This window comes from Cystobacter fuscus (assembly GCF_044360685.1).
Taxonomy (GTDB): Bacteria; Myxococcota; Myxococcia; order Myxococcales; family Myxococcaceae; genus Cystobacter; species Cystobacter fuscus_C.
Genome location: NZ_CP043491.1, coordinates 7,127,155 through 7,152,968, shown reverse-complemented (window position 1 = coordinate 7,152,968; position 25,814 = coordinate 7,127,155). Strand labels below are relative to the sequence as shown.

General features: G+C 66.9%; 22 protein-coding genes. 9 read left to right on the top strand and 13 right to left on the bottom strand.

Annotated elements, in window-relative coordinates; genetic code table 11:
• The first annotated feature begins 79 nt into the window (after nucleotides 1-79).
• Nucleotides 80-1,978 (top strand): sigma-54-dependent Fis family transcriptional regulator, encoded by a 1,899-nt coding sequence (locus F0U63_RS29105; protein ID WP_395834657.1) that lies wholly within the window; start codon nucleotides 80-82, stop codon nucleotides 1,976-1,978.
• A gap of 43 nt (nucleotides 1,979-2,021) precedes the next feature.
• On the opposite strand, the gene grxC is transcribed toward F0U63_RS29105, so the two are convergent.
• From grxC to F0U63_RS29085, 4 genes are all read right to left on the bottom strand, one after another.
• Nucleotides 2,022-2,300, bottom strand: a complete 279-nt coding sequence (grxC, locus tag F0U63_RS29100; protein ID WP_395834655.1) for a glutaredoxin 3 — start codon at nucleotides 2,298-2,300, stop codon at nucleotides 2,022-2,024.
• A gap of 71 nt (nucleotides 2,301-2,371) precedes the next feature.
• Nucleotides 2,372-3,757, bottom strand: coding sequence for a sigma 54-interacting transcriptional regulator (locus F0U63_RS29095; RefSeq protein ID WP_395834653.1), 1,386 nt, complete (start codon nucleotides 3,755-3,757; stop codon nucleotides 2,372-2,374).
• Nucleotides 3,758-3,841: 84 nt separating this feature from the next.
• Nucleotides 3,842-4,288 (bottom strand): hypothetical protein, encoded by a 447-nt coding sequence (locus F0U63_RS29090; RefSeq protein WP_395834651.1) that lies wholly within the window; start codon nucleotides 4,286-4,288, stop codon nucleotides 3,842-3,844.
• 15 nt (nucleotides 4,289-4,303) lie between these two features.
• On the bottom strand, nucleotides 4,304-5,455 hold the full coding sequence (locus F0U63_RS29085; protein ID WP_395834649.1) for a zinc-dependent alcohol dehydrogenase: 1,152 nt from the start codon (nucleotides 5,453-5,455) through the stop codon (nucleotides 4,304-4,306).
• A gap of 267 nt (nucleotides 5,456-5,722) precedes the next feature.
• On the opposite strand from F0U63_RS29085, the gene F0U63_RS29080 reads away from it, so the two are divergent.
• The 3 genes from F0U63_RS29080 (at nucleotide 5,723) to F0U63_RS29070 (ending at nucleotide 9,495) form a co-directional block, all read left to right on the top strand.
• Nucleotides 5,723-6,292, top strand: a complete 570-nt coding sequence (locus F0U63_RS29080; protein ID WP_395834647.1) for a C40 family peptidase — start codon at nucleotides 5,723-5,725, stop codon at nucleotides 6,290-6,292.
• Nucleotides 6,293-6,651: 359 nt separating this feature from the next.
• Nucleotides 6,652-8,250: a hypothetical protein gene (locus F0U63_RS29075; protein WP_395834645.1), complete on the top strand. Its 1,599-nt coding sequence runs from the start codon at nucleotides 6,652-6,654 to the stop codon at nucleotides 8,248-8,250.
• 177 nt (nucleotides 8,251-8,427) lie between these two features.
• Nucleotides 8,428-9,495 (top strand): hypothetical protein, encoded by a 1,068-nt coding sequence (locus F0U63_RS29070; RefSeq protein WP_395834643.1) that lies wholly within the window; start codon nucleotides 8,428-8,430, stop codon nucleotides 9,493-9,495.
• 34 nt (nucleotides 9,496-9,529) lie between these two features.
• Here F0U63_RS29070 and F0U63_RS29065 read toward each other — a convergent pair whose 3' ends face one another.
• The 3 genes from F0U63_RS29065 to F0U63_RS29055 form a co-directional block, all read right to left on the bottom strand.
• Nucleotides 9,530-10,000: an NUDIX hydrolase gene (locus F0U63_RS29065; protein WP_395834641.1), complete on the bottom strand. Its 471-nt coding sequence runs from the start codon at nucleotides 9,998-10,000 to the stop codon at nucleotides 9,530-9,532.
• Nucleotides 9,997-10,437, bottom strand: a complete 441-nt coding sequence (locus tag F0U63_RS29060) for a hypothetical protein (protein ID WP_395834639.1) — start codon at nucleotides 10,435-10,437, stop codon at nucleotides 9,997-9,999. Before F0U63_RS29060 ends, F0U63_RS29065 begins: the two co-directional genes overlap by 4 nt.
• Before the next feature lie 83 nt (nucleotides 10,438-10,520).
• Nucleotides 10,521-11,495 (bottom strand): hypothetical protein, encoded by a 975-nt coding sequence (locus F0U63_RS29055; RefSeq protein WP_395834637.1) that lies wholly within the window; start codon nucleotides 11,493-11,495, stop codon nucleotides 10,521-10,523.
• Nucleotides 11,496-11,661: 166 nt separating this feature from the next.
• Between F0U63_RS29055 and F0U63_RS29050 the strand changes: the two genes are divergently transcribed.
• Both F0U63_RS29050 and F0U63_RS29045 read left to right on the top strand, forming a co-directional pair.
• Complete coding sequence (locus tag F0U63_RS29050) at nucleotides 11,662-12,420, top strand: hypothetical protein (protein WP_395834635.1); 759 nt, start codon at nucleotides 11,662-11,664, stop codon at nucleotides 12,418-12,420.
• Nucleotides 12,421-12,661: 241 nt separating this feature from the next.
• Nucleotides 12,662-14,389: a hypothetical protein gene (locus F0U63_RS29045; RefSeq protein WP_395834633.1), complete on the top strand. Its 1,728-nt coding sequence runs from the start codon at nucleotides 12,662-12,664 to the stop codon at nucleotides 14,387-14,389.
• Between the two features lie 416 nt (nucleotides 14,390-14,805).
• On the opposite strand, the gene F0U63_RS29040 is transcribed toward F0U63_RS29045, so the two are convergent.
• Nucleotides 14,806-15,438: a DUF2378 family protein gene (locus F0U63_RS29040; RefSeq protein WP_395834631.1), complete on the bottom strand. Its 633-nt coding sequence runs from the start codon at nucleotides 15,436-15,438 to the stop codon at nucleotides 14,806-14,808.
• A 198-nt stretch (nucleotides 15,439-15,636) separates the two neighbouring features.
• Between F0U63_RS29040 and F0U63_RS29035 the strand changes: the two genes are divergently transcribed.
• On the top strand, nucleotides 15,637-18,195 hold the full coding sequence (locus F0U63_RS29035; protein ID WP_395834629.1) for a DEAD/DEAH box helicase: 2,559 nt from the start codon (nucleotides 15,637-15,639) through the stop codon (nucleotides 18,193-18,195).
• Nucleotides 18,196-18,252: 57 nt separating this feature from the next.
• Here the strand turns inward: F0U63_RS29035 and F0U63_RS29030 are convergent, their stop codons facing one another.
• A complete protein-coding gene (locus F0U63_RS29030; RefSeq protein ID WP_395834627.1) occupies nucleotides 18,253-18,672 on the bottom strand; it encodes a hypothetical protein in 420 nt (139 codons plus the stop codon).
• Between the two features lie 115 nt (nucleotides 18,673-18,787).
• Between F0U63_RS29030 and F0U63_RS29025 the strand changes: the two genes are divergently transcribed.
• Entirely contained in the window at nucleotides 18,788-21,457 is a 2,670-nt protein-coding gene (locus F0U63_RS29025) for a phosphoenolpyruvate carboxylase (protein ID WP_395834625.1), read from the top strand.
• Between the two features lie 58 nt (nucleotides 21,458-21,515).
• On the opposite strand, the gene F0U63_RS29020 is transcribed toward F0U63_RS29025, so the two are convergent.
• Nucleotides 21,516-22,220 (bottom strand): hypothetical protein, encoded by a 705-nt coding sequence (locus F0U63_RS29020; RefSeq protein WP_395834623.1) that lies wholly within the window; start codon nucleotides 22,218-22,220, stop codon nucleotides 21,516-21,518.
• Between the two features lie 362 nt (nucleotides 22,221-22,582).
• Between F0U63_RS29020 and F0U63_RS29015 the strand changes: the two genes are divergently transcribed.
• Nucleotides 22,583-22,945 carry a TIGR02266 family protein gene (locus F0U63_RS29015; protein WP_395834621.1) on the top strand — a complete coding sequence of 121 codons (363 nt, stop codon included), beginning with the start codon at nucleotides 22,583-22,585 and terminating at the stop codon, nucleotides 22,943-22,945.
• A gap of 27 nt (nucleotides 22,946-22,972) precedes the next feature.
• On the opposite strand, the gene F0U63_RS29010 is transcribed toward F0U63_RS29015, so the two are convergent.
• The 3 genes from F0U63_RS29010 to F0U63_RS29000 all read right to left on the bottom strand — a co-directional run bounded on the left by F0U63_RS29010 (nucleotide 22,973) and on the right by F0U63_RS29000 (nucleotide 25,597).
• A complete protein-coding gene (locus F0U63_RS29010; protein ID WP_395834619.1) occupies nucleotides 22,973-23,461 on the bottom strand; it encodes a GNAT family N-acetyltransferase in 489 nt (162 codons plus the stop codon).
• 66 nt (nucleotides 23,462-23,527) lie between these two features.
• Entirely contained in the window at nucleotides 23,528-24,586 is a 1,059-nt protein-coding gene (locus F0U63_RS29005) for an alpha-ketoacid dehydrogenase subunit beta (protein WP_395834617.1), read from the bottom strand.
• Between the two features lie 3 nt (nucleotides 24,587-24,589).
• A complete protein-coding gene (locus tag F0U63_RS29000; RefSeq protein ID WP_395834615.1) occupies nucleotides 24,590-25,597 on the bottom strand; it encodes a thiamine pyrophosphate-dependent dehydrogenase E1 component subunit alpha in 1,008 nt (335 codons plus the stop codon).
• Between the last annotated feature and the right edge of the window lie 217 nt (nucleotides 25,598-25,814).

Sequence of the window (25,814 nt, the reverse complement as noted above, 5' to 3'; positions counted from 1 at the left end):
GCAATCTCCTGACGGATTGAAACAGAATTCGGAATGTCCAGCTGGGGGCGTCGGTAGCGAACCAGGAGGAGGAACCGGGATGCTCAAACTGGTCGAGCCAGGGCCACGACTCTGGGAGCGGTTCGTGTCGGGGGCCATCGAAGCGGAGGAGCGCGCGCACTCCCTGCTTCGCCGGTGGTCGCGGGCGGTGGAACTGGGGGCGAAGGCGGACGGTCCCTCGCACTCCGAAGGTGTCACCGATGCCGAGCTGCATTCCCGGCGCGAGTCGTTGACCGAGCGATGCGTCGATGCGGTCCAACTCGTGTCGCGGCTCGCCACGGAGACGAGCGCCTCGGAGTTCCGCGCGGTCCTCAGCGATGCGGATGGGGTCGTGGTGCTCGCGCGGGGCGGTGTGGGCGCGTCCCTGCGTTCAGCGGATACGTCGCGGCTGGTGGAGGGCGCACGCTGGGCGGAGAGCACGCGCGGCACGAACGCCATTGGAACCGCGATCGCGGAGGGCGAGGCGGTGGCGGTGGTCGGTCGCGCGCACCTCGAGGAGCGCAACCACGGCCTCGCCTGCTACGCGGCGCCGATTCGAGATCCCTTCGGTGAGCTCGTCGCCGTGCTGGATGTGAGCGGAGCCGTGACCCAGGCCAACCCGCTGCTCGAGGCGCTCGTGCTCGCGTCCGCGCACGCCGCCGAGCAGTCGCTCCGGCTGCGCGGCTATGAGGAGATGCTCGCGGGGGGCCGCCGGAGTCTCGAGGCCCGGCTCGAGGGCTCCGCGTCGCTCCTGGTCGAGGCGCCCGGCGTGATCAGACAGGTGAGCGCGGATGCGGCGGCGAGGCTCGGGCTCCCCCCCGCCTGCGTGATGGGACGGGCCGTCGAGGACGTTCTCTCGTTGTCGTGGACCGCGCTCGTGGAGGCGGCCCTGGGCGGCAGGCCGTGCCGTGTCTCCGGCATGCGTCTGCACCCCGTGCCACATTTCGATGCGCGCGGACGTCCGCTCGCGATCGCCGTCTTCGTCGAGCGTGACGTGCCCCAGGCGCGTCCGGTGGGTCCGCTGCCGGGCTCGTTCGACGTGCTCCTGGGAAGCGACCTGGCGCTGCGGGACGCGAAGCAACGGGCGGCCCGGGTCGCGGGGAGCTCGCTTCCGGTCCTGTTGCTCGCCGAGACGGGCACTGGCAAGGAGTTGTTCGCGCGCGCCATTCACGAGGCCAGTGGCAACGCGTCCGGTCCCTTCCTCGCGCTCAACTGCGGGGCGCTGCCCGCGGGGCTGCTCGAGGCCGAGCTGTTCGGCTACGCACCGGGTGCGTTCACCGGCGCGCTCGCCGCCGGAAGCAAGGGCAAGCTCGGCGTGGCCGATGGGGGAACACTGTTCCTCGATGAGATCGGCGAGATGCCCGAGTCGTTGCAGGCGCTGCTGCTCCGGGTGCTCGATGATGGCCACTACTTCCGGCTGGGTGAGACAAAGCCGCGGGAGTCACGATTCCGGCTCATCAGCGCCACCTGTCGAGACCTGCCCGCGATGGTGGAGGCGGGGAAATTCCGCCGGGATCTCTACTACCGCATCCGTGGCGCGGTGCTCTCCCTGCCGCCCCTGCGCCGGAGGACGGACAAGACCGAGCTGGCGCGCGCTCTCGTGGAGAAGCTCGCCCGGGAGCAGGGCCGCGAGGCGCCCCCGCTGTGTCCCGAGACCGAGCGGCTCATCGAGGCGCACGCGTGGCCGGGGAACGTGCGGGAGATGAAGTCCGCGCTCGCGCATGCCCTCGCGCTCGCGGGAGATGGCGAGCCGCTGGCTCCCGAACACCTCCCCGAGGATGTCGTGGAAACGCCCGGCGCGGCGGTGACGCACGCGGGCGGAGGCAGGAAGGCCGCGGAGGCCCGTGCGCTGCGCGAGGCGATGGCCGCCGCGAACGGCAACCTCAGCGAGGCGGCGCGGCGCCTCGGCGTGGCGCGGAGCACGCTCTACCGGATGCTCGGCCGGCAACACCTCGGATAGAGGGGAGCCGGGCGGCGAGTGGCGGGGTGGGGCGGCCGGCCACTCAGGCGCTCGGCTGGGCGCTCGAGTCCGCGAGCAGCACGTCGAGCTCGCCCGAGTTCTCCAGCTCCAGCAGCTCATCGCTGCCGCCGATGTGCCGGCCCGCGATGAAGACCTGCGGCACGGTCGTCTTCCCCTTCGTGGCGGCGATCATCTCTCCCCGCTTGGAGGGGTCGACGTCGATGACGCACTCCTCGTACATCACGCCCTTCGCATCGAGGATCTGCTTGGCCCGCTTCGAGTAAGGGCAGGTGGACTTCGTGTAGATCTTGACGTGGCTCATGCGGGGAAACGTAAGCACTGTTCCCGCTTGAGAGAGGGGGGGCGTACCTGTACGCCGGAGCAATAGCGAGCCTATTCGCTGTCGGGGGGAGCGGCGATCGCGTGGCGCTCGAGCAATCGCCGCAGCTGGGTGCGGTGCATGCCGAGCGCCCGGGCCGTGGCGGCCACGTTGCCCCCGTGTTGCCGCAGGGCCTGCTCGATGCGGGTCCGCTCGTCGTCATCCAGTTGCCGGGCCCGTGAGGGGGCCTCGCGCGTGGGCTCGGGAGGCTCTGGCGGAGGCGTGGACGGTGGAGGTGCCGCGGCCCCGGTGCCGAACGCGGTGCCGGCTTTCGGGCTCAGGTGGCGCGCCTCCACGCGCGGGGCTTCCTGCATGAGCGCCGCCTGGATGGCGCCGCGGACCTCGACCAGCAGCTCCCGGACGTTGCCCGGCCAGGGCCGCAGCAGACACGCCTCCACGAAGGAGAGGTGCAGCCCCAGCGTGGGGGCCACCTGCCTCACCTCCCGCTGGAGCAGCAGGGCCAGCTCCTCGGGGCGCTGGCGCAGGGGCGGCAGCGTTACCTCCGGGCGGCCGATGCGGAAGTACAGATCCTCGCGCAGCTTGCCGGCCGCCACGAGCGCGCGCAGATCCCTGTTGCTCGCGGAGCAGATGTGGATGTCCACCGTCTTCGGCTTCGCCGCTCCCAGGGCGAGGACCTCCTTGGTCTCGAGCGCCCGCAGCAGCTTGGCCTGCACCGCCAGGTCCAGCTCCACCACCTCGTCGAGGAAGAGCGTTCCGCCGTCCGCCGTCTGGAGGTAGCCCGGAGCATCGGCATCCGCCCCCGAGTAGGCGCCGCGCCTGGCGCCGAAGAGCAGCCGCTCGGCGATGCCCTGGGGAATGGCCGCGCAGTTGACCGCCACGAAGGGCCCCGCGCTCCGCGGCCCGCTCTCGTGGAACGCGCGCGCCACGCCCTCCTTGCCCGTGCCGCTCTCGCCATGGATGTGCAGTGGAAAGCCGAGCTGGGCCGCGCGGGTGACCTCCTCGAGCAGCCCCTGCAGGGCCGGGCCCCGGAGGAAGCCCTCCCGCGTCACCACCCCGCGCCGCTCGAGCGGCCCCACGTCCGCGCAGGGAACGAAGAGCGAATCCCCCATGCGGATGACGCGCTGCGCCTCGCGAGGTGACTGGGCGGGCGCGGGCTCTCCATCCACGACGGTGCCATTCTGGCTGCCCAGATCGGTCACCCAGAAGCGCCGCCCGTCGAACTTGACCCGCGCATGGCGGCGGGACATCCGGGGATCCTGCGCTTCGCCCAGCGCCGGGGAGCCTCGTCCCAGCTCCAGCTCGCCGTCCTTCAACGGCAGGGCCACCGCCATCGCCGTCCCCGCGGCGAACAGCCGCATCAGACCTGGGACGCGCTCCTCGGAAGCCTGCTTGTCACCCAGAATCCCGCTCGGCTTCAGGGTCGACCCGTTCTGTTCCATGCGCGGGGATTATAGGCCGGTGGGTCTGGCACGGCTCGCCGTGCCAGCAACCGTGACGCGCGGCGAGTCAGCGCGTGCTGGGCCTCAGTCTCGCACCTTGCGCACGAACAGCAGGGCGGCGGCGAGCGGTAGCGCGAAGGGCAGGTAGCGCCGCGCGTGGTAGCTCCACGAGTCGACCCGGTCCCCGAGCAGCATCAACAGCCAGTGGCTCGGGTAGTGGTCCGGAAGCCGGTAGGCGAGCTTGCGGACCACTCCGGACAGGCCGTGCAGGGGCACGGCGGTGCCAAAGACAGGTGGCATCGTCTTGTTGGGGCGGCCGTGCATGGGGACCGCCGATGGGCCGCGCTGGGGTTCCGGTGGGAAGCGCGTGTTGGGCCACGGCTGGGGATCCCTCATCATGGGGACTCCCGGCCGGCGCGAGGGCTCGAGGTCGACGCCCCAATAATCCGGCCTCAGCACGGGCTGCATGGATTGGTAGCCGGAGCGCCGCTGGATCGTCTCCGGAGTGGTCACCTCTGGTACGGGTTTCATCAGGCGTCTCCGTTCCTAGTGAAGGGTTGCGTTGGGGAAGAGCGCCACCTTGATGCAGCCGTCCCGCTTCTGGGCGAACGTGTGGTAGCCCTGGGGCGCCTGTTCGAGCGGCAGCCGATGGGTGAAGACCTTGCTCGGGCGGATCCGCCCGGCCCGGACGTGCTCGAGCAGGTGCGGCATGTAGCGCTTCACGCTGGCCTGGCCGGTGCGCATCGTCTGCGCCTTGTTCATGAAGGTGCCGATGTCGACGCCCGCGTACGGAGGGCCGTAGCCCCCCATGAGGGAGATGGTTCCGCCCTTGCGCGTCGCGTGGATGGCGAAGTTGATGGCCTGCGGAGAGCCGGCCTCCAGCTTTCCATAGACGCCGAGCACGCGATGCACCGGCGAGCCCGCCGCCTCGCAGCCCACGGCCTCGATGGTCACGTCGGCGCCGCGGCCTTCCGTCATGCCCTTCACCGTGGTGACGAGGTCGAGATCCTTGAAGTTGAGCGTCTCGACACCGAACCAGTTCCTCGCGAACTCGAGGCGGTAGTCGACATGGTCCACCGCGATGACCCGGCCGGCGCCCATGGCCCAGGCCGACCACATCGCGAACAGACCGACCGGGCCACATCCGAGCACCAGCACGGTCTCGCCTCCCTTGATGTCGCCCATCTCCGCGCCCTGGTAGCCGGTGGAGAAGGCGTCGGTGATGGGGAGGGCGTCGAGGTCCTCGACGTCATCGGGAATCTTCTCGGCGTCCACGCCGATGAAGGGCACGCGGACGTACTCGGCCTGGCCCCCGTCATAGCCGCCCATGGTGTGCGAGTAGCCGTAGATACCCGTCCCCGCGTCGGTCGCCGGGTTGGTGCTTTCGCAGCACGAGGTCATGCCCTGGGTGCAGAAGTAGCAGCCGCCACAGAAGATCTGGAACGGCAGCATCACCCGGTCGCCCTTCTTGATGCCCTGGGCGTCCGGGCCGACCTCCTCGACGATGCCCGTGAATTCGTGACCGAAGGTGAAGCCGATCCGGGTGTCGGGCATGAGCCCGTGCAACAGGTGCAGGTCGGAGCCACAGATCGCCGCGGACGTCACGCGGACGATGCCGTCCTGCGGATGCAGGATCTTGGGATCGGGCTTGTTGCGCACCGCGACACGATAGGGGCCTTCATAGGTAAGCGCTCTCATGCGCCAAGGCTGTGGACGCCACCGGGGATTGCCAATCAGCCGCCTCCCCGGCAGGTCTGCCTTCAGGGGTCTGCCCATTCTGGCCCGCTCGGCTGTCCCTTGACTCGGGGCGCCACCGCTCCGGCCGTGGCCCTCGCCGAGACGCACTTCAGTCTCACCGCACGATTGTATTTTTCATGTTCCCAACAATCGATAATTCAAGAATTACTTGCCTAAGCAGTTAATCGCCAATACCGTGTCTGTCCCTATCACCCAGGAGAACCCAGCATGGCCTTGCGCAACACCCTGTCCCTCGCCGCGTCATCGTTCATCTTCGGATTGTCCTTCGTTGGCTGTAACGCGGGTCCCGAGGCCTGGGAGGACGGAGCTCCCGCAGAGGGCGCGGGTGTCGAGCAACGGGAGCTGTGCTCGCGCCCGACGGACTATCCGTGGGAGGAGCCGGACTTCGCCAACGTCAAGCAGGCGATCACGGTGGCGCGCGACCAGATCTGCAAGCCGTATGTGCAGGGAAGCGCGGGCCCGGACGGGTTCGACAGCCCGGGTCTGGTCTATTACGCCTACAGCCAGGCGGGCTTCAATGTGCCGCGGGTGGACACCTGGGCCATTGACTCCTGGGGCCGCAGGGTGAGCCCCTTGGAGAAGCGCCCGGGGGATCTCATCATCTACCGCGCCTGCGCCGCGGGGAACATCTCGCACGTGTCGCTCTACGTCGGGCGCAACAAGAGCACCGGCGCCCCGCAGGAGATAAAGGCTTTCTACGTGCAAGACGGCGTGGGCGTGTATGACGGCCCCTCGCCGTGCTCCATCCCCTCCACCGCTGTCCGGGTGCAGGGCTGAGCATTCCCGAGGGCGTGATGGGGCGCGGCATGTCCATTCCCGCCGCCCCGGATGCCCTCGAGAGGGAAGAAGAATGCCCTGTCTGGCCTCGAAGCGCGGAGGCCGGACGGGGTGCTTTCTTCCCGTGAAGCCGAGTCTTAGGTTCCCCTCCAGTTCGAGGGAGGGGAATGTCAATGATCATCGGTTCGGTCGCGGTGCTCGCGGCGGTGCTCGCGAGTACGTCGCCTGTCTTGCCTGTCAAGGTTGGCAATGCACTCACACTGCCCGCGCAAAGGCACGCGGTGCGGCTCGAGACCGGAGGGGGGCGACCGGCTACCTGGCTGCTCGCCGTCCAGCAGGAACGAGTGGAGGGGCGAGGCTTGTCCTTCTATCGCTCGGAGGACGAAGGCCGCACGTTCCGCTTCTACGCCCCCATCCAGCCGGATGGAAGCCACGCGGACCGCGCGGATCTGGTCGCGGTGGGGCGGGACGTGGCGCTCGTCTATTCGTGGGAGTCCCCCAGCCTGAAGGCCTCGTCCCGGCATGACGTGTACTTCCAGTGGTGGCGCTACCAGCCGGACACCCATGACTGGGCGCCGGAGCCCGCCGTGCGGATCTTCAACGCGGATGACTCCACGGCCTATACCCGGGCGCTGCTCGCGCGCGACTCGCGAGGCCGGCTGTGGGTACAGGCCTTCCGTCTGGAAGCGGATGGCAGCTCCACGGCGGTGTTGTCCGTGTCCACGGATGGAGGCGCGTCCTTCCAACTCCAGGCGAACCTGGGCCGGGTCAAGCGCCGCGGGGGTGGGCGGCTGTTGAGCGTGGGCTCCAAGCTCGTCTTCCTCTACGCCATGCATGACGGCTTCGAGCCCACGCGCATGCGCATCCGCAGCGACAGCGATCCGGTGGAGTCCTGGGGAGACGTGAAGACCGCCTTCTCCGACGGCATCTACCATGGCGCCGCGTTGAGCGCGGTGGCGGACGGGGAGGGGGGCATGCACCTGGTCTACAAGGACGAGACGGAGCGCCTCTATTACCGTCACTTCGACGGCACGGGCTTTGGTTCGCGCATGCTGCTGGAGTCGTCGCGGGACTGGGCGATGCAAGCGGCCACCACCCGGGTGGGCAGGACGCTGTATGTCTTCTACAACGTCATGCGCTCCGCCGGCAAAGCCTATGAGATCCACGCCCGGACGCTGAAGGATGGCCGATTCAGCGACCCGGTGGTGCTGGACTCGAAGCGGACCTTCAAGGGTTATCCCAATGCGCTGGAGACCCTGCCCGAGGGCGTGGACGACGTGCCCTGCTTCTTCGGCGAGTCCCCCGACGACAACTCGCGGGGGAACATGGTGCGCGTGAAGCTGGACGGGCCCGGCGGCGGCGACTCGGCGGAGCCCCCACGGCCCGAGCCCTCGGACGAGCTTCCTTCTCCGGGCCGGGAGCTCTTCCGCGATGGCTTCTCGCGCGACTCCTCGCACGGACTGGGCTCCGACTGGTCGCTGAGCGGGCTGTGGCTGGCCAATGGCAAGCGCGCGGTGAGCGACCTGGACAACACCGAGGGAAGCAACCAGGCGCTGGCCCCACTCTCGCGCTGCCGGGACTGTCAGGTGGAGGCGTGGTTGCAGCACTTCGCCGCGGACGAGGCGGGCGTGGTGCTGCGCGCCCAGGGGGACGCGTTCTACGCGCTCGTGTATCTGCCCTCGGGGCGCATCCAGATCCGCCGCTATCGCGATGGGAAGTCCACCGTGCTCGCGGAGGCCGCCAGTGGCCAGTCCTCCGCGTGGGAAGGCGCGACCTTCACCCTGGCCGCGTGGGGTACGCAGCCGGTGCGACTGGCCGCCTCCGTCAACGGTCAGGTGCGCCTGAGGGTGACGGACACGAGCTCGGCCGCCCCGAGAGACGAGGGCCTCGCGGGCCTGCTCACGCCCATCGCGGGCATCTGGTTCGATGACTTCCGGGTGCGCGCGCTGGAGGACTGACGGGGCGAGGCCGCCGCCTTCCCTCTGACCAACCCTCTCCCGTGGTTCTTCACCGGGAGTCGCATCTGGACCCGCTCCCCGCGGGTGAAGTGTGCGAGTCTCGCGACGATGCGGTCCCGGAATCGTCTCCTGCTCCTGGTCGTCGTGGGGTTCTTGGCCCTATGGGGTGCGTTCCTCTTGTTCGCCCCTTCTCCGGACGTGGGCACCTCCTCGGAGGTGTCCGCGCCTTCTCGGCCGAGGGCTTCCGTTTCCAGCACCCGGCCCCTGGAGAGGGCGCGTGACTCGCGCGCCGAGGTGCGCACCGAGGGGCGGCCGACCGTGGCCGGGAGTGTCACGCCCGCTGCGCGTGCCCCGTCGGCGCCTTCCCCACAGCCTCCTCGGCTAGAACAGGGTCAGGCGCAGCCCTCGGACGAGGTGCGCTCCGATGATCCCCGGCTGCGAGTGCGCTGGGGGAAACCGGGCCTGTGCGAGGAGGGGACGCGTCCGCTGGTGGACCGCGAGGCGCTCCTGTCGCGCTTCGTGGCCGGACCGGAAGGCGCGGAGCACATCCGCCGTGATCCGGTCCTGCCGGCCTTGTCCGCGGAGTTCGCACGCCAGGAACTCGATCGGGCGCACCGCCTCCTCCGCATTTTGTTGGGGTCTCAGGTGGACGCGGTCCGTGCTCCGTCCGTCTTCCTCTACTCGAGCGTCGAGCAACTCGTGAGCGCTGCCTGTGTCAATCGCGCGACCCGCGGCTACTACGACGGTGCCATCCACGTGGCCACCGAGCGGGATCTCAGCGAGAGCCTGCTTCACGAGTATACCCACCATGTTCTCAACCAGCTCGGCGTGCGCAAGCCGATGTGGCTCCACGAGGGGATGGCGATGCTGGTCGCCCGCGAGACGTGGTGGCAGGACCCGCGGCTCGGGTTGCATGACTGGCTGCCCGAGGGCCATCTGCCCTTCGAGGCCCTGGTGGAAGCCTTTCCCCACACCGCGGATGAACTCTTCGCGGGCGCGGCCTATTACCAGAGCATCGCGATGGTGTTCTTCATTCGTGTCCGTGGAGCACAGCCGGATCTCGGTGTGCTCGTCGAGCAGCTCGCCCGGGGGGAGGTGTCGCCGCGGAGTGCCTTTGCGTACGCGGCCGGACGGGAGGGCCGTGCACTTCACGAGGCCTTCCGCGACTACGTGCACATCCTGCCCGTGGCGTCTCTACCTGGGGCTCCTCCAGAGGGGAGGGGAGAAAGGGCGTTGGAGCAGTAGCCCCGGAGGGGAGTGAGTCCAGGCCGAAGCGGGCTCAGGCAGTTTCGTCGGGCAGGAGCGTGAGCAGCAGTTCATCGTCGGGCCCGAGTGGGCGCCAACCGGGGGGTGGCGGCATGGCGAGGAGCACATCGCCGACCTGATCGACTCGTTCCTTATGGGTTTCTGGAGTAAAGGTAGACCAGAAACCGAGAGCCTTAGCGACCTTGAAACGGTTTGCGTCGTCCAGCACGGCCGGCCATCCATTCGGGAAGCTCTCTGATAGTTCACGCACGAGTTGTCCGCGCACCAGACGCGTGAGCTGTTTTCTTCGTTCTGCCTCGGCCACCAACCCGCTGAACACCTGCACCGCGTTGACGTCGTCCTCTCCAAGCTTCTGGGCCAACTCAACCAGAGGGAGGGTAGGGTGCGCCTCAGCAAAAGCGGTGAGTGAGTCATAACCGCACTCACGGACCCGCTCATGAATGCGGACCCTCCAGTTGCCCTCCCAAGAACGTCCGTCGCTCATCGCTCTGTCCCGGGCGTGGACTCTGGGGTGATGAACTCAGTGCCAGTGAAGAGTTTTCCCCCCACGCGGCGGGCCAGTTCCAACGCGGCTTCGAGGAACACGTCTTCCGAGAGGCCGATGCCCTCCGTGGTTCCCACGATGCCGAGGAGCCAGCGAGTCTCTCCCACGAATCGCAAGATGTCCTTCTTCGTGGACGCGGAAAGATCGTCGCGCCGCCAGAAATAACCGCTGGTTCCAAGCAGGAGCTTGCTGAACGAGTCCTGGGGAGCGGTGAACTCCTGGGAGGAGAGGACAAGCGTTCCTTGAGGGTTCATGAACCGCGCAGCGGTCCACTGCTCAGGCTCTCCCTCCAATTCCAGCGACCAGCTGGCAAGGATGTTGCGCACCGCTTCGATAGCATGTCGGTCAACTACGGGACTGAAGAGGGTGCAGCGCAAGGTTCATGCTCCTCATTTGGGACGTCCTCCAGAGGTTTCTCGTCCTCCAGAATGGCCGGTCTTCACGCGGAGACGGAGTGGGATTACTCTTCCTGGCGGCCACGCAACACCTTCACGGCTTCATCGAAAGCCTCGGCCAGGATCGGCTCCGCCGGGCGATGTGCCTCGAGCAGCGTTGCGTCCTCGGACTGGCCGACGAACTGGAGCAGGATCGCGGCGCGCAGGGAACTGTTGGGTTCTGTGGCCACAATCAGCTTCCGTGCCATGTCGCGCAACTCGGAGCGGAGTTGCGCGGGAAGTGCGGAGAAGAGCCGCTCCTTGTGTTTGATCAACAGGGAGCAGAGACGCTCGGCGTGGTACACGGCTGCCGTCTCCAATCCCAGGGCCTTCTCGCACGAGGCACGGGCTGCGGAGATGAACGAAGGAAGGATGGCAATCGATGCTTCCGGCAACTCTTCCTCGAGGAGTGCGAGGACTCCCGTCTTGTCTTCGATGGGGACGGAGGGGTCGAGCACCCATGTCCGGAGCTCGTCGGGTGCCTTCTCCAGGAGAAGGAGCAGGCTGTTCAAGGCGTTCGGTGCTGGTCGAACAAGCCGCTCCAGACTCTTCCGAACAGGGGGGATCAGGTCTGGATGGCGCTGGCGCCAGAGTTCGTAGGCCACCATGGTGACATCCGCGGAGTTTGGATTGCCCGAGGCAAGCCGCTCCAGTCTCCGTATCAGGCTCGCCCGTGCACCCGCTCCTTCGATGCGTCCCAGCGCCAGGGTGATGGCCTCCGCGACGGATGCTCCATCGTGATCTCTCCGGGCTTCTTCGAGAACGAGCTGTTGTTCCAGTCGCCTGGTGCTGGCTGGACCTCCGAGTTCGCCCAGGCCGAAGACAGCGGCTTGCCGTGCTCGCGAATCAGGGGCTTGCAGCAGTGCTTCCAGCAAGGTTCTTGCCTCCAGAGGTTGCTCGCCAAGCGTCAACAGCAGGGCACGCGCCCGAGCCTCGTCTCCGCTGGAGCAGGCCTCTACCAGCTCGTCTTCCAACTGCTCCGGGTTCGTCCGGCGAGCCATCTCTCACCCATCTTTTCAGGGGCCACTGACGCCTGGAGGCCATGCCTCCGGAGCAGGGAGTGGCTGGGCTCCGACGCGGGCTGCGACGTGCCGCCCATGACCCCTTGAGTCTGTACAGCATCCTAACATCCGGAGTAGGAAAAGGGGAGTTCAGGGAGAGACGGACATGAGCGACAACTCTGATTGGAAGGGCCGCCAGATCGGTCCGTACTTAGTGGGCGAGCGCTACCTGGATATCCCCGAGGACGAGGGGCGGCTCTACGAGGCACACCATATCGGGACGGGAGAGCCCGCGCTGGTGCTGATGCCCGGAAGCGGCGAGGAGTGGCACACCATCACGCCGTGGAGTGCACGAACCACGCACTTCACCGACCCTCCGGCGATTGTTGTGCACGCCGATCGATCGGTTCAGGCGGAGGCGCCGAGCCTCCACGATCTGACCTTGGGGTTCATTCGGGTATCGGGGGGCTTGGCGCTCCTTGATGCTCGGGATGATGCACGGGCCCTCTTCGGGCGGGAGGCTTCGCTACCGGAAGCACCTCTCTGGAAAAGGTGGTGGCGTGTTGCGGGCGCGGGAGTGGCCCTGGTGGCGGGAATCGTGCTGCTACTCTGGCTGTGTGCGCCCGAGCAGTTGGAGACGTGCCCCGAAGCCAGTGAGTGGGCTCGAACCGCGCCCAGGGAACCCATCGTCTTCTCCGATAGAGATGACGCTCCACCCATCATCGGATACCCCATGCCGGAGAAGCCCTTTAAGGAGCAGGCGACACCGCCATGCATCCCTGGGACGGAGACAGAGATCCGGGGAGGATGCTGGAACCAGCACAAACTCGATGCCCCGTGCCCTCGTGGATTGGCCGAGTACCAGGGTCATTGCTACATCCCCGTTAGGAAGAAGGCCCCTGAGCCGCGCTCTGTTGAACCATGATGAGGTGCGTGCTTCTTGCGCCGCGCCAACGACAAGATGAGGAGAACGACTTGATGAAGCGAGAGCCCCAGCGCTAATGCGGGAGAGGCGGCGTTGCGCCCAAGTGCTCTGCTTCGTCGTCTATGGGAACGCTGCCGGGTAGCCATGTGGCGCGCAGCCGCTCTGTTCCAGTCTGTTGCCTGTTGGGTATCCCTACTTTCTCCAGTGGACAAGGGAGAGAAAGGGCAGGATGGTTGTGCTCATGACATCGACTGAACTGATTCAAGAAGAGCTTGCCCGCTTCCTGTCGACCAAAGATCCCGAGGTTCTCTGTGTCAGCGGAGAATGGGGGGTAGGAAAAACTTTCATATGGCAAGCAATGTTGGACAAGGCAAAACAAAAGAGGATGCTCGGATTGATGCGGTATGCCTATGTGTCCCTCTTTGGAATTGGATCGCTCGAAAGTCTAAAATTCACCATGTTCGAGAATTCTGAATTTCTACTTCCGGAGGGCGCAGACAATCTTCTGGCCAAATCGAAAAAGAGTGGAAACTGGTTTTTAGGACTCATGCAAAAAACGACGCCCGTAGCTAACGAGTTGCCATATGTAGGGGGCATTATCAAAAGTGCTGGTCCGCTATTCTTCTCTTTGGTTCGAAATCAAATTGTTTGTATTGACGACCTGGAGAGGCGAAGCCCTGATCTTCCTGTCAAGGATGTGCTTGGCCTGGTTTCTTTTCTGAAGGAACAGAGGAAATGCAAGGTTATCTTGCTGCTTAATGATAAGGAGTTTGATGGGGTTGGTGAGGAGGAATTTAGGAGTTACTTCGAAAAAGTTGTCGATATCGCCGTTAAATTCACGCCGACCCCTGAGGATGCAGTACGGATTGCGCTACCAGGAACGGACAAGGCGAGCCAGTTGATTGGAGAGCATTGCAAGGCGCTGCAAATATCAAATATTCGAATCATCAAGAAGATCGAACGCTTTGTGCGTATTGCTGAGCCACTGGTTGCAATGTTTGATGAAAGGGTTTTTCGGCAGGCCGTTCAGTCACTGGCCTTGCTCGGTTGGAGCAAATACCAGCCCGGAACAGCTCCGTCAATAGATTATCTTAAATACAGGAATAGGTCGGTTGGGTTACCGAGAAAGAAGGATGTCTCTCCGGAACAAGAATCGTGGAATGCGCTTTTGGATGCGTATGGGTTCGTAGGCATGGATGAATTCGATGTCGTGCTGCTCAAAGGAGTTGAGAATGGATTCTTCGATCCAGGGGAGGTTGAGATGCGTGGCGCTGAGCTAGATAGAAAGATCAAGGCGCAAGAGCAGAGTGGGGATTTTGAAAGCGCATGGCGGGCATATCATGAATCATTTGCAGACAATGAAAGCGAGGTGGTTGATGCGATCTACTCTTCTTTCAAGAAGAATGTTCAGGTCATCTCGCCGGTCAACTTGAATGGTGCTATAGATTTGCTCAAAGAGCTTGGGAGTGAACGCCAAGCAGATGAGTTGCTCCGTTTTTACATGGATACAAGAGAGGAAGGGCGAAATTTTTGGGATCTCAGTCAGTATACTTTTGCCGACCATGTGACGAATCCAGGAGTCGTGAAGGCCTTTAACGACAAGCTTCAGACATTTAGGGTTGAAATAAATCCTGTTGAGGTTCTTTTAAAGATTTCCACACAAAATGCATGGAATGAACACGAACTCGTCGCACTGGCGTCACTGCCTTCTGAGGAGTATTACAAGATTTTCAAGTCGCATTCGGGGCGAGAACTCTCAAGAATAATATCCGGTGCCTTGAGCTTTTTGAGGGTTGTTAATGCTTCGGATGAAATGAAGGATATTTCAAGAAAGGCGAAGGATGCGCTAACGCTGATTGGCAAAGAGTCTAAGATCAATGCCCTGCGCGTGAAGAGATTCGGGATCAGAATCAACGAAGATGCCGCAATTTCTGCGCTAGTCAGTCCAGTTGGTCCCAGTAGTGATTGAGGTGGATGCGATTCCTGCCTAGCCCCTTATGATTAGGAAACCGGAGTGCGAATACCATCCTCTTCCTTGGGTATGGTTGCTTTCCGGAAGGTGGTGCTCTCCAATGAGCTTTACACCTGCTCCTATCTGGGTCGAAGAGGAATGCTTTCTTTCCACTGCGCCTAAGTCTGGGCTTACGTGATCAAAATCAGCGAGGCCACGCATACTGATAGTGATGACGTAGAGCGCGAGGCCTGCGCGAGTGCCGTGGCAGCTGGATAGCCTCTATTAGGTAGGAATGGAGAGCGTTGATAGGGCAATGGGGAAACCCCGGTGGCGGCCATCTGCCGCGCTTGCCTGGTCTCACCCCTGAGCAGGGAGCACGGACGGGAGCGCTGTTTGGCTCCTCGCTCGCGCGCTCCCCACGGGAGAAGCAGCTACGCCGGAGGCTGGGACTCGGGGGCCCGCCCACCCACGGAGGGGGGAGGCACGAGCGCGGCCTCCACGGCCGTGTCGGTCTGCTCGGACCAGCGCACGTGGTAGGTGGCGGACTGGCCGTCGAAGCCCTCGGGGAGCGCGACCACCCGCTGCCCGCCGGTCAACTCCGCCGTCCGGGCCAGCACTCCCGCTACGAACGTCGGCAAATCCGCGCCGATGTCCGTCAGCCACACCTCCACCTCCGTCGGCCCCCGCTCCACGATTCGCACCTCACTGCAATTGGCGCTCGTACGGAAGCACAGCCGGGCCTGCGTCAGCGTCCGCCGGGGACCCATCAGCCGGGCCATCCCGAGCAGCGCGCGCCCGAAGAGGGTGGAGAAGTAGCCGTCGATGAACCGCTCACCGAGCGAGTAGTACGCCGCCTCCGCGGGCATCCCCGCGTAGACGTGGTCGGCCGCGATCCGCAGGAACTGCTTCCATTGATCGAGGGTGTAGGTGGGAGAGAGCTTCTGCTCGAGATCCAACCCCGCGTCCGCCAACCGCTGCCTGCATGCGGGCGTGAGGCGGTTCTCGAGGGCTCGGAGAAAGAGCGCTTCGACGGTTCCTGCGTAGACGAGCTTGTCGCCGGTCATAGGAATGCAGGTATAACTGGTCTCGCGGGTCCAAAGCTACATGCCTGTTCAGCAAGCGTGCAGTTATGTACCCTTTGTGTATTCCCTGGTGCGCTGATTCAGCCTCCCCGCGGCGTGTTCTCATGTGGGGAGATCAGCGAGCGCGGATGCACTTTTCCCGGCGGCCGAGAGAGTCACCCGCCTAGACTTCCCTTCTCCATGCAGACGATTGAATCCCCCCGGGCGCCGCTCGCGGCCCTGCTACCCGACCGCTCCGCCGGCCCCCTGGCCTCCGACGACATCCTCACCCGCTTCGTCGGCTGGGTGGAGTCCACGGGCCTGTCCCTCTACCCGGCGCAGGAGGAGGCCATCCTCGAGCTGCTCGGGGGCAAGCACCTCTTCCTCAAGACGCCCACCGGCTCGGGCAAGTCGCTCGTCGCCATGGCGCTGCACTTCAAGGCCATGGCCGAGGGCAAGGTGTCCTTCTACACCTGTCCCATCAAGGCGCTCGTCAACGAGAAGTTCTTCGCCCTGTGCGAGGCCTTCGGCGCGGAGAACGTGGGCCTGCTCACCGGTGACGCGGCCATCAACCGCGAGGCGCCCATCATCTGCTGCACCGCGGAGATCCTCTCCAACCTCGCGCTGCGCGACGCCATGCTGCGCGCCGACTACGTGGTGATGGACGAGTTCCACTACTACGCGGACCGCGAGCGCGGCATCGCCTGGCAGCTGCCGCTCATCACCCTGCCGTCCACCACGTTCCTGATGATGTCGGCCACGCTCGGCGACACGCACCTCATCGAGGAGAAGCTCCAGGAGTTCACCGGCCGCGAGGTGGCGAGCGTGCGCAGCGCCGTGCGCCCGGTACCCCTGGACTTCGAGTACCGCGAGACGCCCCTGCACGAGACCCTCCAGGAGCTCATCCGGCAGGGCAAGGCGCCCATCTACCTGGTGAACTTCTCGCAGCGCGCCGCGGCCGAGCAGGCGCAGAACCTGATGAGCGTGGACTTCTCCACCAAGGAGGAGAAGGAGGCCATCCGTCAGGCGCTCCTGGAGGCTCCCTTCGACACGCCCTACGGCAAGGACTTCCAGCGCTTCTTGCGCCACGGCATCGGCATGCACCACGCGGGCCTGTTGCCCAAGTACCGGCTGCTCGTGGAGCGGCTGGCGCAGACGGGCCTGCTCAAGGTCATCAGCGGCACGGACACGCTGGGCGTGGGGGTGAACATCCCCATCCGCACGGTGCTCTTCACCCAGCTCTTCAAGTTCAACGGCGAGAAGCTCGCCACGCTGAGCGTGCGCGACTTCCAGCAGATCGCCGGCCGCGCGGGCCGCAAGGGCTTCGACACCCAGGGCAGCGTGGTGGCCCAGGCGCCCGAGCACGTCATCGAGAACGTGAAGATCGCCCAGAAGGAGGCCAAGGGTGGCAAGCGTCTGCCGCGCAAGCCTCCGCCGCAGAAGGGCTTCGTCAACTACGACAAGAACACCTTCGAGCGCCTGCAGACGGGGCTGCCCGAGCCGCTCGAGTCCCGCTTCGAGGTGACGCACGGCTTCCTGCTCAACCTGCTCCAGAGCGAGATGGTGGGCGGCGCCGAGGGCTACCAGCGCCTGGTGCGGCTCATCTTCCGCTCGCACGGCTCGGAGTACATCAAGCGGCGCAACCTCAAGGAGGCCGCGGCGTGCTTCCGCACCCTGCGCAACGCGGGCCTGGTGCTCGTGAACAAGGGCGAGGGTGGCTCGAGTGCCACCGTGACGGTGGCGCCGGGCCTGCAGCGCGACTTCTCGCTCAACCAGACGTTGTCGCTCTACCTCCTGGACACGCTCAACAAGCTGGACCACGAGGCGGAGACGTACGCGCTGGACGTGGTGACGCTCGCGGAGTCCATCCTGGAGAACCCCGAGGTGGTGCTCTACGCCCAGCTCCACGAGCTCAAGGGCCAGAAGATCTCCGAGATGAAGGCGCGCGGCATGGAGTACGACGAGCGCATGGAGGAGTTGGAGAAGCTCGAGTGGCCCAAGCCCAACCGGGACTTCATCTACACCACCTTCAACGCCTTCGCGGACAAGCACCCGTGGGTGGGCGCGGAGAACATCCGGCCCAAGTCGATCCTCCGCGACATGTACGAGCGGTACATGACGTTCCACGACTACGTGCGCGAGTACGGCCTGCAGCGCAGCGAGGGCGTGCTCATGCGCTACCTGGGTGACTGCTACAAGGCCCTCACCCAGACGATCCCCGAGCGCTACCGCAACGACGAGCTCAAGGACATCATCGAGTGGCTGCGGGCGATGATCCGCCACGTCGACCAGAGCCTCCTGGACGAGTGGGAGCGGCTGAAGAACCCGGGTGAGGCGATCCTCCCCCGCGCCGAGGCCCCCGAGCGCCGTCCGCAGGAACTCACCGACGATCCCCGGGCCTTCGCGGCACACGTGCGCAACGAGCTGTACCGGCTGGTGCGCATGCTCGGCCTGCGACGCTACGCCGACGCGGTGGCGCTGCTGCGTCTGGACGCGGGCGGCGAGGCGTGGACCGCGGCGAAGCTGGAGGCGGCCATGGCGCCGTACTTCGAGGAGCACGGCAGCGTGGTGCTCACGCCTCAGGCCCGCCGGCCCGCGTACACCCTGCTCAAGGAGACGGGCCCGCGACAGTGGGACGCCCAGCAGCGCCTGCTGGATCCCGAGGGCCATGGCGACTGGATGCTCGACTGCGCCATCGACCTGACCGACCGCAAGGTGGATGACGGACCGCTGCTCATCCTGCGCCGCATCGGTACCTGAGCACCCGGTGGAGGAGGGCAGGGCGGGTCGGACGGGCTCGCCCCACCCACCCCGGGCTCAGAATCGACAGGTGTAGTTCGCGTCGCAGTAGCCCTGGTACGTGCCGCAGACGCATTGCCAGTCATCCGTGCACATCATGTCGGGGCAGAAGGGGCCGTGGCCTCCACCGCCGCCGCCCCCTCCGCCGCCACCGCCCCCAGGGCCATACGTGTACGTGCAGGCGTTTCCATTGCAGGCGGCGGTGGAGGCCGTGGGACACGCGTTCCAGCAATCCGCGACCGTTTCACACAGGCCCTCCGCGCACAGGGGTCCCCAGCTCTGGAGGGTCTCGGACGAGACGGCCTCGGACGAGACGGCCTCGGACGACACGGCCTGGGGGTTGGCGCAGATGGCGGCCGGGGGCGTGGCGGCGGCGGCCGTGGTCAGCAGGACGACGAGCGCGGCGCTCCAGCGTCCGGCGTGGCGAAGCAGGGACATGGCGGGACTCCTCTTCGTTCAGGGGTGGAGCTTCATTCTGTCGCTGGCGTTGGCACCAGGATAGTTCCGTTTCCCCAGTGGATCGGCGCGTGAGGGCGGCCTAGCGTGACGCGTCATGCCTCCCATTCGTCATGTCGATCTGCCGTTGCGCCAGGACGTCCGGCTGTTGGGCCGGCTGCTCGGGGAAGTGATCATCGAGCAGGAGGGCCAGGCCGTCTTCGAGCTGGAGGAGCGCGTGCGCCGCCTCTCCATCGAGCGGCGCCGGGGCCCCAAGTCCGGACGCCGGGCCTCCGCCTCGGAGCTCGCCGCGCTGCTGCGCCGCATGCCCCTGCAACAGGCCGAGCCCGTGCTGCGCGCCTTCTCCACGTACTTCCGCCTCGTCAACCTCGCCGAGCAGAACCATCGCATTCGCCGCACCCGCGAGCATGAGGTCGCCGGTTCCCGCGGCCCCCAGCGTGGCTCGCTCGAGGCGGTGATGCACTCCCTGCGGCAGGCGGGCGTGAGCGCCGCGCGGTTGCGCGAGGTGCTCCAGTCCATGCGCGTCACCCTCACCCTCACCGCGCACCCCACCCAGGCCGCTCGCCGCACGGTGTTGGAGAAGACGTACCGTCTCGCCCGGCTCCTCGAGAACCGCGACCGCTGCCAGCTCACCCCGCGAGAGAAGGCCGACACCCACGCGGCCATGCGCGAGGAGATCTCCGCCCTCTGGCAGACGGACGAGCTGCGGCGCGAGCGCCCCACCGTGGGCGACGAGGTGAAGAACGTCCTCTGGTACGTGGAGGAGGTGCTCGCCGAGCAGCTCGCGCTCATGCCCGAGACACTCGATTGGGCCTTCGAGCGCGCCTATGGCGAACCGCTGGGCGTGCTCGCCACCCCCGTGCGTCTGCACTCGTGGGTGGGCGGGGACATGGATGGCAACCCGCTGGTGACTCCCGAGGTGTTCGCGGACACCCTGCGCGCCCACCGCGCCCGCGGACTGCGCGCCCTGCGCACGCAGATCGCCCGGCTGGGTTGGGTGCTCACCCAGTCCGAGCGCCATACCCATGTGTCCAAGGAGCTGCGGGCCTCGCTCGAGGAGGACGCCCGCGCCCTGCCCGAGGTGATGGCCCGCTATGGCGCGCGCACCGAGGGCGAGCCCTGGCGCCGCAAGCTGCGCTTCATCGAGGGCCGGCTCCAGGCCGCCCTGGTCTACGTCGAGGGCCGCCGCGCCGGCCGCTCCGAGCCGCTTCCCGAGGCCGCCTACCGCTCGCCCGCGGATCTCCTCGCGGACCTGCACCTGCTCGAGCGCTCGCTGACGGAGGCCAAGGCGGGGCACGCGGGCGTGCGGAAGATCCAACGCCTCATCGCCCTGGTGCGCGCCGTGGGCTTCCACCTGGCCGAGCTGGAGGTGCGCGCCCCCGCCGAGGACGCGCGCAGCGCCGCCGCGTCCCTCAAGGGCGGCCCCGCGCCGACGGAGGGCGGCAAGCGCCTGCTGGCCGTGCTCCAGCGCATGCGCGAGGCCCAGTCCGAGTCGGGCGAGGGCTGCTGCCGCACGCTCATCCTCTCCATGGCCTCGAGCGCCGAGGACGTGCTGGCGGCGTTCGAGTGCGCGCGGGCCTCGGGGTTGTGGGACGAGGCGCGCGGGTGCGCCACCGTGGACGTGGTGCCCCTCTTCGAGCAGCTCGGCGCGCTGGATGATGGGCCGCGCGTGCTGCGCGAGCTGTTCACCCATGCCGAGTACCGCCGGCACCTCTCGGCCCGGAACGTCCAGGAGGTGATGGTGGGCTATAGCGACTCGGGCAAGGAGGTGGGGCTGCTCGCCGCGAGCGCCGCGCTTTACCGCGCCCAGTCCTCGCTCACCCAGGTGGCACGCGAGGCGGGGGTGCGGCTGCGCCTCTTCCACGGCCGCGGCGAGACGGTGGCGCGCGGCGGAGGTCCCGCCCAGCAGGCCATCCTCGCGCTGCCTCCGGGCAGCGTCGGTGGCACCTACAAGGCCACCGAGCAGGGCGAAGCGTTGGATCACAAGTACGCCCGGCCCGAGCTGGCCCGGCGCACCCTGGAGCTGGTGCTCGGCGGCGTGCTGCTGCACTCGCTCGACGCCCAGCCGCGCCTGTCCCCGGAGGAGGAGCCCGCCTTCCGCGCGGCCTTCGACGAGCTGGCGGAGATGGGCCGCCGCGCCTACCGCGCGCTCGTCTGGGAGGACGAGGACTTCGTGCCCTTCTTCCAGGCGGCCACCCCCATCGAGGAGATCTCCGCGCTGCCCATCGGCTCGCGTCCGAGCAAGCGCGCCGCCGGCGGTCTCGAGTCCCTGCGCGCCATCCCCTGGGTGTTCTCCTGGACGCAGAACCGCGCCATCCTCCCCGGCTGGTACGGGGTGGGCTCGGCGCTGGAGGAGCTGGGCTCGCGGCCCGGGGGGCTCATGCTGCTCACGCGCATGTACCGGCAGTGGCCCTACTTCCACGCCGTCATCGACAACGTGGCCATGGTGCTCGCCAAGTCGGACATCGCCATCGCCTCGCGCTACGCGGCGCTGGCGCCCGAGTCCACGCGGCCCTTGTGGGAGCGCATCCGCGCCGAGTACTCGCGCACCCGCCGTTGGGTGAAGCGCGTGACGGGCGAGAAGCGCCTGCTCGCCAACAACCGCCAGCTCCAGCAGAGCATCGCCCTGCGCAATCCCTACATCGATCCCATGTCCTTCCTCCAGGTGGAGCTGATGCGGCGCAAGCGCGCGGGGGAGGACCACTGCGATCGGCCCCTGCTCCTCACGCTCGCCGGCATCGCCGTGGGCATGCGCAACACGGGGTGAGGCCCCATCTCCGGGGCCTCCCATCCTCCGAGGCCCCGGAGACGCAGGGAAGGGCGCGCTACCGCACGCAGACGCCCACGCCGGGGTAGTCCTGGAGGGCCCGGCACGTCTGGTCGCTGCCGCAGCCCGGCGAGCCCGAGGGCGCGCGGCACAGCCGGCGGCACACCAGGCCCGCTCCGTCCTTCACGCAGGCGCTGCCCTCCTGGCAGTCATTCACGTACGCGCACGGCTCGCCCTCGGCGATCGTCCCCGCCGTCACGCACACGCCGCCGCTCTTGGGCGAGGGGTAGCACCCGCGCGAGTCCGTGCAGTCACGCGCGAGCACGTCGCACGTGGCGCCGGGCGCGCCACACACCCTCGGCCGCTCGTTGGAGCCCTCGAAGCGCAGCACGTCGATGCAGTCGCGGGGCGCGGTGCACTGCTCGCCGCCGTGGCAGAAGCGCTGGCAGGTGAACGTGGTGCCCCCCGAGGCGGTGGAGCGATCCGTACAGGACAGTCCCGGCGCGCACGTGTCGTAGAAGTCGCCCTCGGCCGTCGCGACGCTCTGGCAGGCGCCGCCCTCGGCCACCGTGCCCGTGCTCGCCGGGATGCAGCGGCGGGCCGTCACGTTGCCGTGCCGCACGTAGGCGCACCGGTTGCCCTCGGGACAGTTCTGCGCCACCGGATCGCACTCTCCCGTAAAGCACAGGTTTCCCAGGCCCCCATCCGCGAGCACGCCCCGCAGGCACACCGCGCCGGCCTCGCAGCCCGTCTGCGCCGCCACGTCGCAATCCGTTTCCCTGCCCGGATCCGGATTCCCTCCGCCTGAAGTTCCTCCATCTCGGAACACTCCGGAATCAGCGCCCGTGCCCGCATCCGGAGTGAGGACATCGCCGCGGCAAGCCGCCATCAGTCCGACGATGAGGACACCGCTGCACACGAACAAATCCGCTCGCATTGACGCTCCCGTTGCAGAGACGAACGGGACTAATAAGACGTCCGAGGAGAAACGGCCCCCCCTTGAACAGGACATGGAGGACAGCGGACACTTCTCTTCACTTCGAGGTCCTCGAGTGGATGCGCTCCCGTGCGGGGCTCCCTATAAAAGGACCTCACCGACTCACACGCCCGAGGGAATCAGTGCGCATGACCACCAAGTCTGCCGATATGACGGAGTCACCGGCGGCGTTGTACGCCAACCGGAGATCTCACGAGCGGGTGGCCGCGACGTTCGACGTCCGCTTCGAGCAGACGCAGGACGCGGCGCGCGCCCTGCGGGCCTACTCGCTCAACCTCTCGGCGGGTGGGCTGTGCCTGCGCACGCGCCGCTCCTACGACGTGGGCTCGCGCGTGCGCCTGCAGATGTCCGTGAGCGGCGAGGATTTCGAGCTCGACGGCATCATCTCGTGGGTGCGGGATGACGCCGAGGCGATCGGCGTGCGCTTCGTGGACGTGAAGGAAGAGGATCAGCTGCGCCTGCAGCGCGTGGTGGGCAGCTTCAAGCGCTAGGCGCGGCCCGCGAGGGGCCACCCGGCGTCAGCCGTGCTGGCCCTCGAAGTCGGTGTAGCGCATCACCGTGCGGTCCACGAACGCGAAGCCGCACGACGCGTAGAAGTTCTGCAGGGACTCCTGGGCGTAGGCGCTCACCTCGATGCGCTTGACGCTCAGGGCCCGGGCGCCGCACCGCTCGATGACCTGCTGGATGAGGGCCCGGCCCACGCCGCGGCGCCGCCAGCTCTCCGTCACCACCAGCTCGTCCACCGTGGCGATGCGCCCGCGCAGCCGCAGCTGTGGCCGGTGTGACAGGGACACCATCCCCACGGGACGATCCTGCGCGTCGGCCGCCACGAAGATTTCGATTTCCGGATGGCTGATGACCCAGTGGACCGTCTGGGCATCCGAGCCATGGGGGTAGCCCATCTCACGCAGCAGCGTGGCGAGGCTCTCGGCATCTCCTCGGCGCGCACGGCGGATGCGGAAGGTCGGCGCGTCGGGAGCAGGGGTTCGAGTGGGCGTGGGTTGCACGGCACCTCAGTCTACACCATGGATCCACCCCCCTCGCAAAGGCCCTGAGCCAGGGGGGCGGGAAAATCAGGGCTGCTCGGAGGCCAGCGCGCGCACGGCGGCGGTGATGTCCCCCTGCTGGGGCACCGACGCCATCTCCAACGTGTCGGCCAGGCCGATGCCCGGCACGAACTTGCCGGCCAGCAGCCGAGGCGGCGCGAGCAGCTTGTAGAACAGCTCCTCCACCGTGCGGCGCACCAGGTGCTCGCCGAAGTTGGTCACCTCGGTGTCCTCGTTGACGAAGAGCACCCGGCCCGTCTTCTCGATGGAGCCCCGGATGAGCTCCCAGTCATAGGGCCAGAGCGAGCGCAGATCGATGACCTCGGCGTCCACTCCCTCGCTCGCCAGGTCGTCCGCGGCCTTCTTGCACAGGGGCAGGGTGCGGCCGTAGCTCACCACCGTCACCTGCGAGCCCGGGCGCACCACCTTGCCCTTGCCGATGGGCACCGCGTACGCCTCGAGCTGCGCGGGCCACTGCGGCTTCCACTGCGAGCGGTCTCCCAAGGGCGCGTCGATGAGCCGCGACAGCTGCTTGTCGTCGTCGGGCTCGCCCGGGATGCGCTCCTCGCCCTTGATGCGCAAGAGCGCCTTGGGCTCCAGGAACATGACGGGGTTGATCTCCTGGCACGCGGAGATCATCAGGCCGTACGCATCCAGCGGGTTGGAGGGGATGACGATCTTCCAGCCGGGGATGTGGGTGGCCATCGCGTCGAAGGAATGCGAGTGGTAGATGGAGCCGCGGATGCCACTGCCCACCGGGGTCTTCACCACCATGGGCAGGTTCCAGTCCCCATGGGTCGCCCAGCAGGTGTTGCCGGCGATCTTCAACAGGTCGATGGTGTTGAAGATGTAGTCGGCGAACTGGATCTCCGCGACGGGGCGCTGGCCGGCCATGGCCAGACCGATGGCCATGCCGATGATGCCCCGCTCGTCCAGGGGCGAGTTCCACGCCGTCTTGAGCCCCTGCGTCGCGGTGAAGACGCCGCCCAGGGGGGCGCCCACGTCCTCGCCGAAGATGTCGGTGACGCCCAGGTTCTCCTCGGCGTAGTGCAGCGCCATGCGAATGGCTTGAGCCATGTTGGCCATGGGTTACTTCCTCTCCGCGTAGATGTGGTTCCAGATGGTCTCGGGGGCCGGCAAGGGCTCCTCGCGCACCTGGCGGGCCAGGGCGGCGATGTCCTCGGTGTAGCGGCCGCGCAGCGCGTCCATGTCCGCCCGCTTGAGCACGCCCTGCTTCTCCAGGCGCTCCTCGAAGCGCGTCAGGCAGTCCTGCTCGCTGCCCACCATGTTCGCCCCCGACGCCGACGAGTGGCCGTACAGGCGCGACACCATGGCCTCCATGAGGAAGGGCTTGCGCTCGCGGCGCACGTACTCCATGGCCTCCTTCAGCTCCTGGTAGGCGACGATCGGATCATTGCCGTCGATCGTCCGGGTGCGGATGTTGAAGGCCTTGCCGCGGTCGGCGATGTGCGTCTCGCCGTGCTGGGTGTCGGCCGGCGTGGAGATGCCCCACTTGTTGTTGGTGACGATGATGAGCACGGGCAGCTCCATGCCCGGGCGCGAGCTCCACACCAGGCACGAGGCGAAATCCCCCTCGGCCGTGCCCGCGTCGCCGCCGGTGACGATGGTGATGCCCTCGCCCCCGTGGCGCTTCTGCGCCAGGGCCGTGCCCGGTGCCATCGTGTACTGCACCTCGATGGGCGAGGAGACCGGGGCGATGTTCCACTCGCGCTTGGAGAAGTGGCCCGCGAAGTTGCGTCCCCCCGAGTACGGGTCCGACGCCGTGTTCTTCATCTGCCGCAAGGCCCCGATGGGCTCCTCGCCCAGCGCGATCATCGTGGCCGACTGCCGGTAGTGCGCGTGCAGGTAGTCGTAGGCCGGGCCCTGGCCCTTCTTCATCAGCAGGCCCAGCGGCACGTTGAAGGCCTCCTCGCCGGGGCCACCAATCCAGAAGTAGCCATGCCCCTGCTTGTACATCTGGATGAGGCGCTCCTCGAGCACACGCGCCTTCACCATCAGGTCATGCATCCGGACCAGCAGCTCCCGGTCGAGCGGCAGTGCTTCCTCTTCGCGGTTGATCAGGCGGGGTTTGGACACGTGCATCTCTCGATCATGGAAGGAGAACGCGCCCCCTATACCGCAAAGGGGCTCCGGAATCTGCCTCGTGAACCCCGGGTCTCCCTCTGGAAGACATGCCGCAACGCGGCACCGGCGCGGCCCGCGCTCCGCGTGTTCCGCGACGGTACGCCCGGTGGGTTGCCCGCCTGCCAGGTTCTCTGGAGACCCGCGGGGGGGGCTCGAGGGGCCTCTCCCC

Bases quoted from the DNA above. Each gene is read 5' to 3' on its own strand.
- F0U63_RS29105 (WP_395834657.1), top strand. From the start codon at position 80: ATGCTCAAACTGGTCGAGCCAGGGCCACGACTCTGGGAGCGGTTCGTG.
- grxC (WP_395834655.1), bottom strand. From the start codon at position 2,300: ATGAGCCACGTCAAGATCTACACGAAGTCCACCTGCCCTTACTCGAAG.
- F0U63_RS29095 (WP_395834653.1), bottom strand. From the start codon at position 3,757: ATGGAACAGAACGGGTCGACCCTGAAGCCGAGCGGGATTCTGGGTGAC.
- F0U63_RS29090 (WP_395834651.1), bottom strand. From the start codon at position 4,288: ATGAAACCCGTACCAGAGGTGACCACTCCGGAGACGATCCAGCGGCGC.
- F0U63_RS29085 (WP_395834649.1), bottom strand. From the start codon at position 5,455: ATGAGAGCGCTTACCTATGAAGGCCCCTATCGTGTCGCGGTGCGCAAC.
- F0U63_RS29080 (WP_395834647.1), top strand. From the start codon at position 5,723: ATGGCCTTGCGCAACACCCTGTCCCTCGCCGCGTCATCGTTCATCTTC.
- F0U63_RS29065 (WP_395834641.1), bottom strand. From the start codon at position 10,000: ATGAGCGACGGACGTTCTTGGGAGGGCAACTGGAGGGTCCGCATTCAT.
- F0U63_RS29055 (WP_395834637.1), bottom strand. From the start codon at position 11,495: ATGGCTCGCCGGACGAACCCGGAGCAGTTGGAAGACGAGCTGGTAGAG.
- F0U63_RS29050 (WP_395834635.1), top strand. From the start codon at position 11,662: ATGAGCGACAACTCTGATTGGAAGGGCCGCCAGATCGGTCCGTACTTA.
- F0U63_RS29045 (WP_395834633.1), top strand. From the start codon at position 12,662: ATGACATCGACTGAACTGATTCAAGAAGAGCTTGCCCGCTTCCTGTCG.
- F0U63_RS29040 (WP_395834631.1), bottom strand. From the start codon at position 15,438: ATGACCGGCGACAAGCTCGTCTACGCAGGAACCGTCGAAGCGCTCTTT.
- F0U63_RS29035 (WP_395834629.1), top strand. From the start codon at position 15,637: ATGCAGACGATTGAATCCCCCCGGGCGCCGCTCGCGGCCCTGCTACCC.
- F0U63_RS29030 (WP_395834627.1), bottom strand. From the start codon at position 18,672: ATGTCCCTGCTTCGCCACGCCGGACGCTGGAGCGCCGCGCTCGTCGTC.
- F0U63_RS29025 (WP_395834625.1), top strand. From the start codon at position 18,788: ATGCCTCCCATTCGTCATGTCGATCTGCCGTTGCGCCAGGACGTCCGG.
- F0U63_RS29015 (WP_395834621.1), top strand. From the start codon at position 22,583: ATGACCACCAAGTCTGCCGATATGACGGAGTCACCGGCGGCGTTGTAC.
- F0U63_RS29005 (WP_395834617.1), bottom strand. From the start codon at position 24,586: ATGGCCAACATGGCTCAAGCCATTCGCATGGCGCTGCACTACGCCGAG.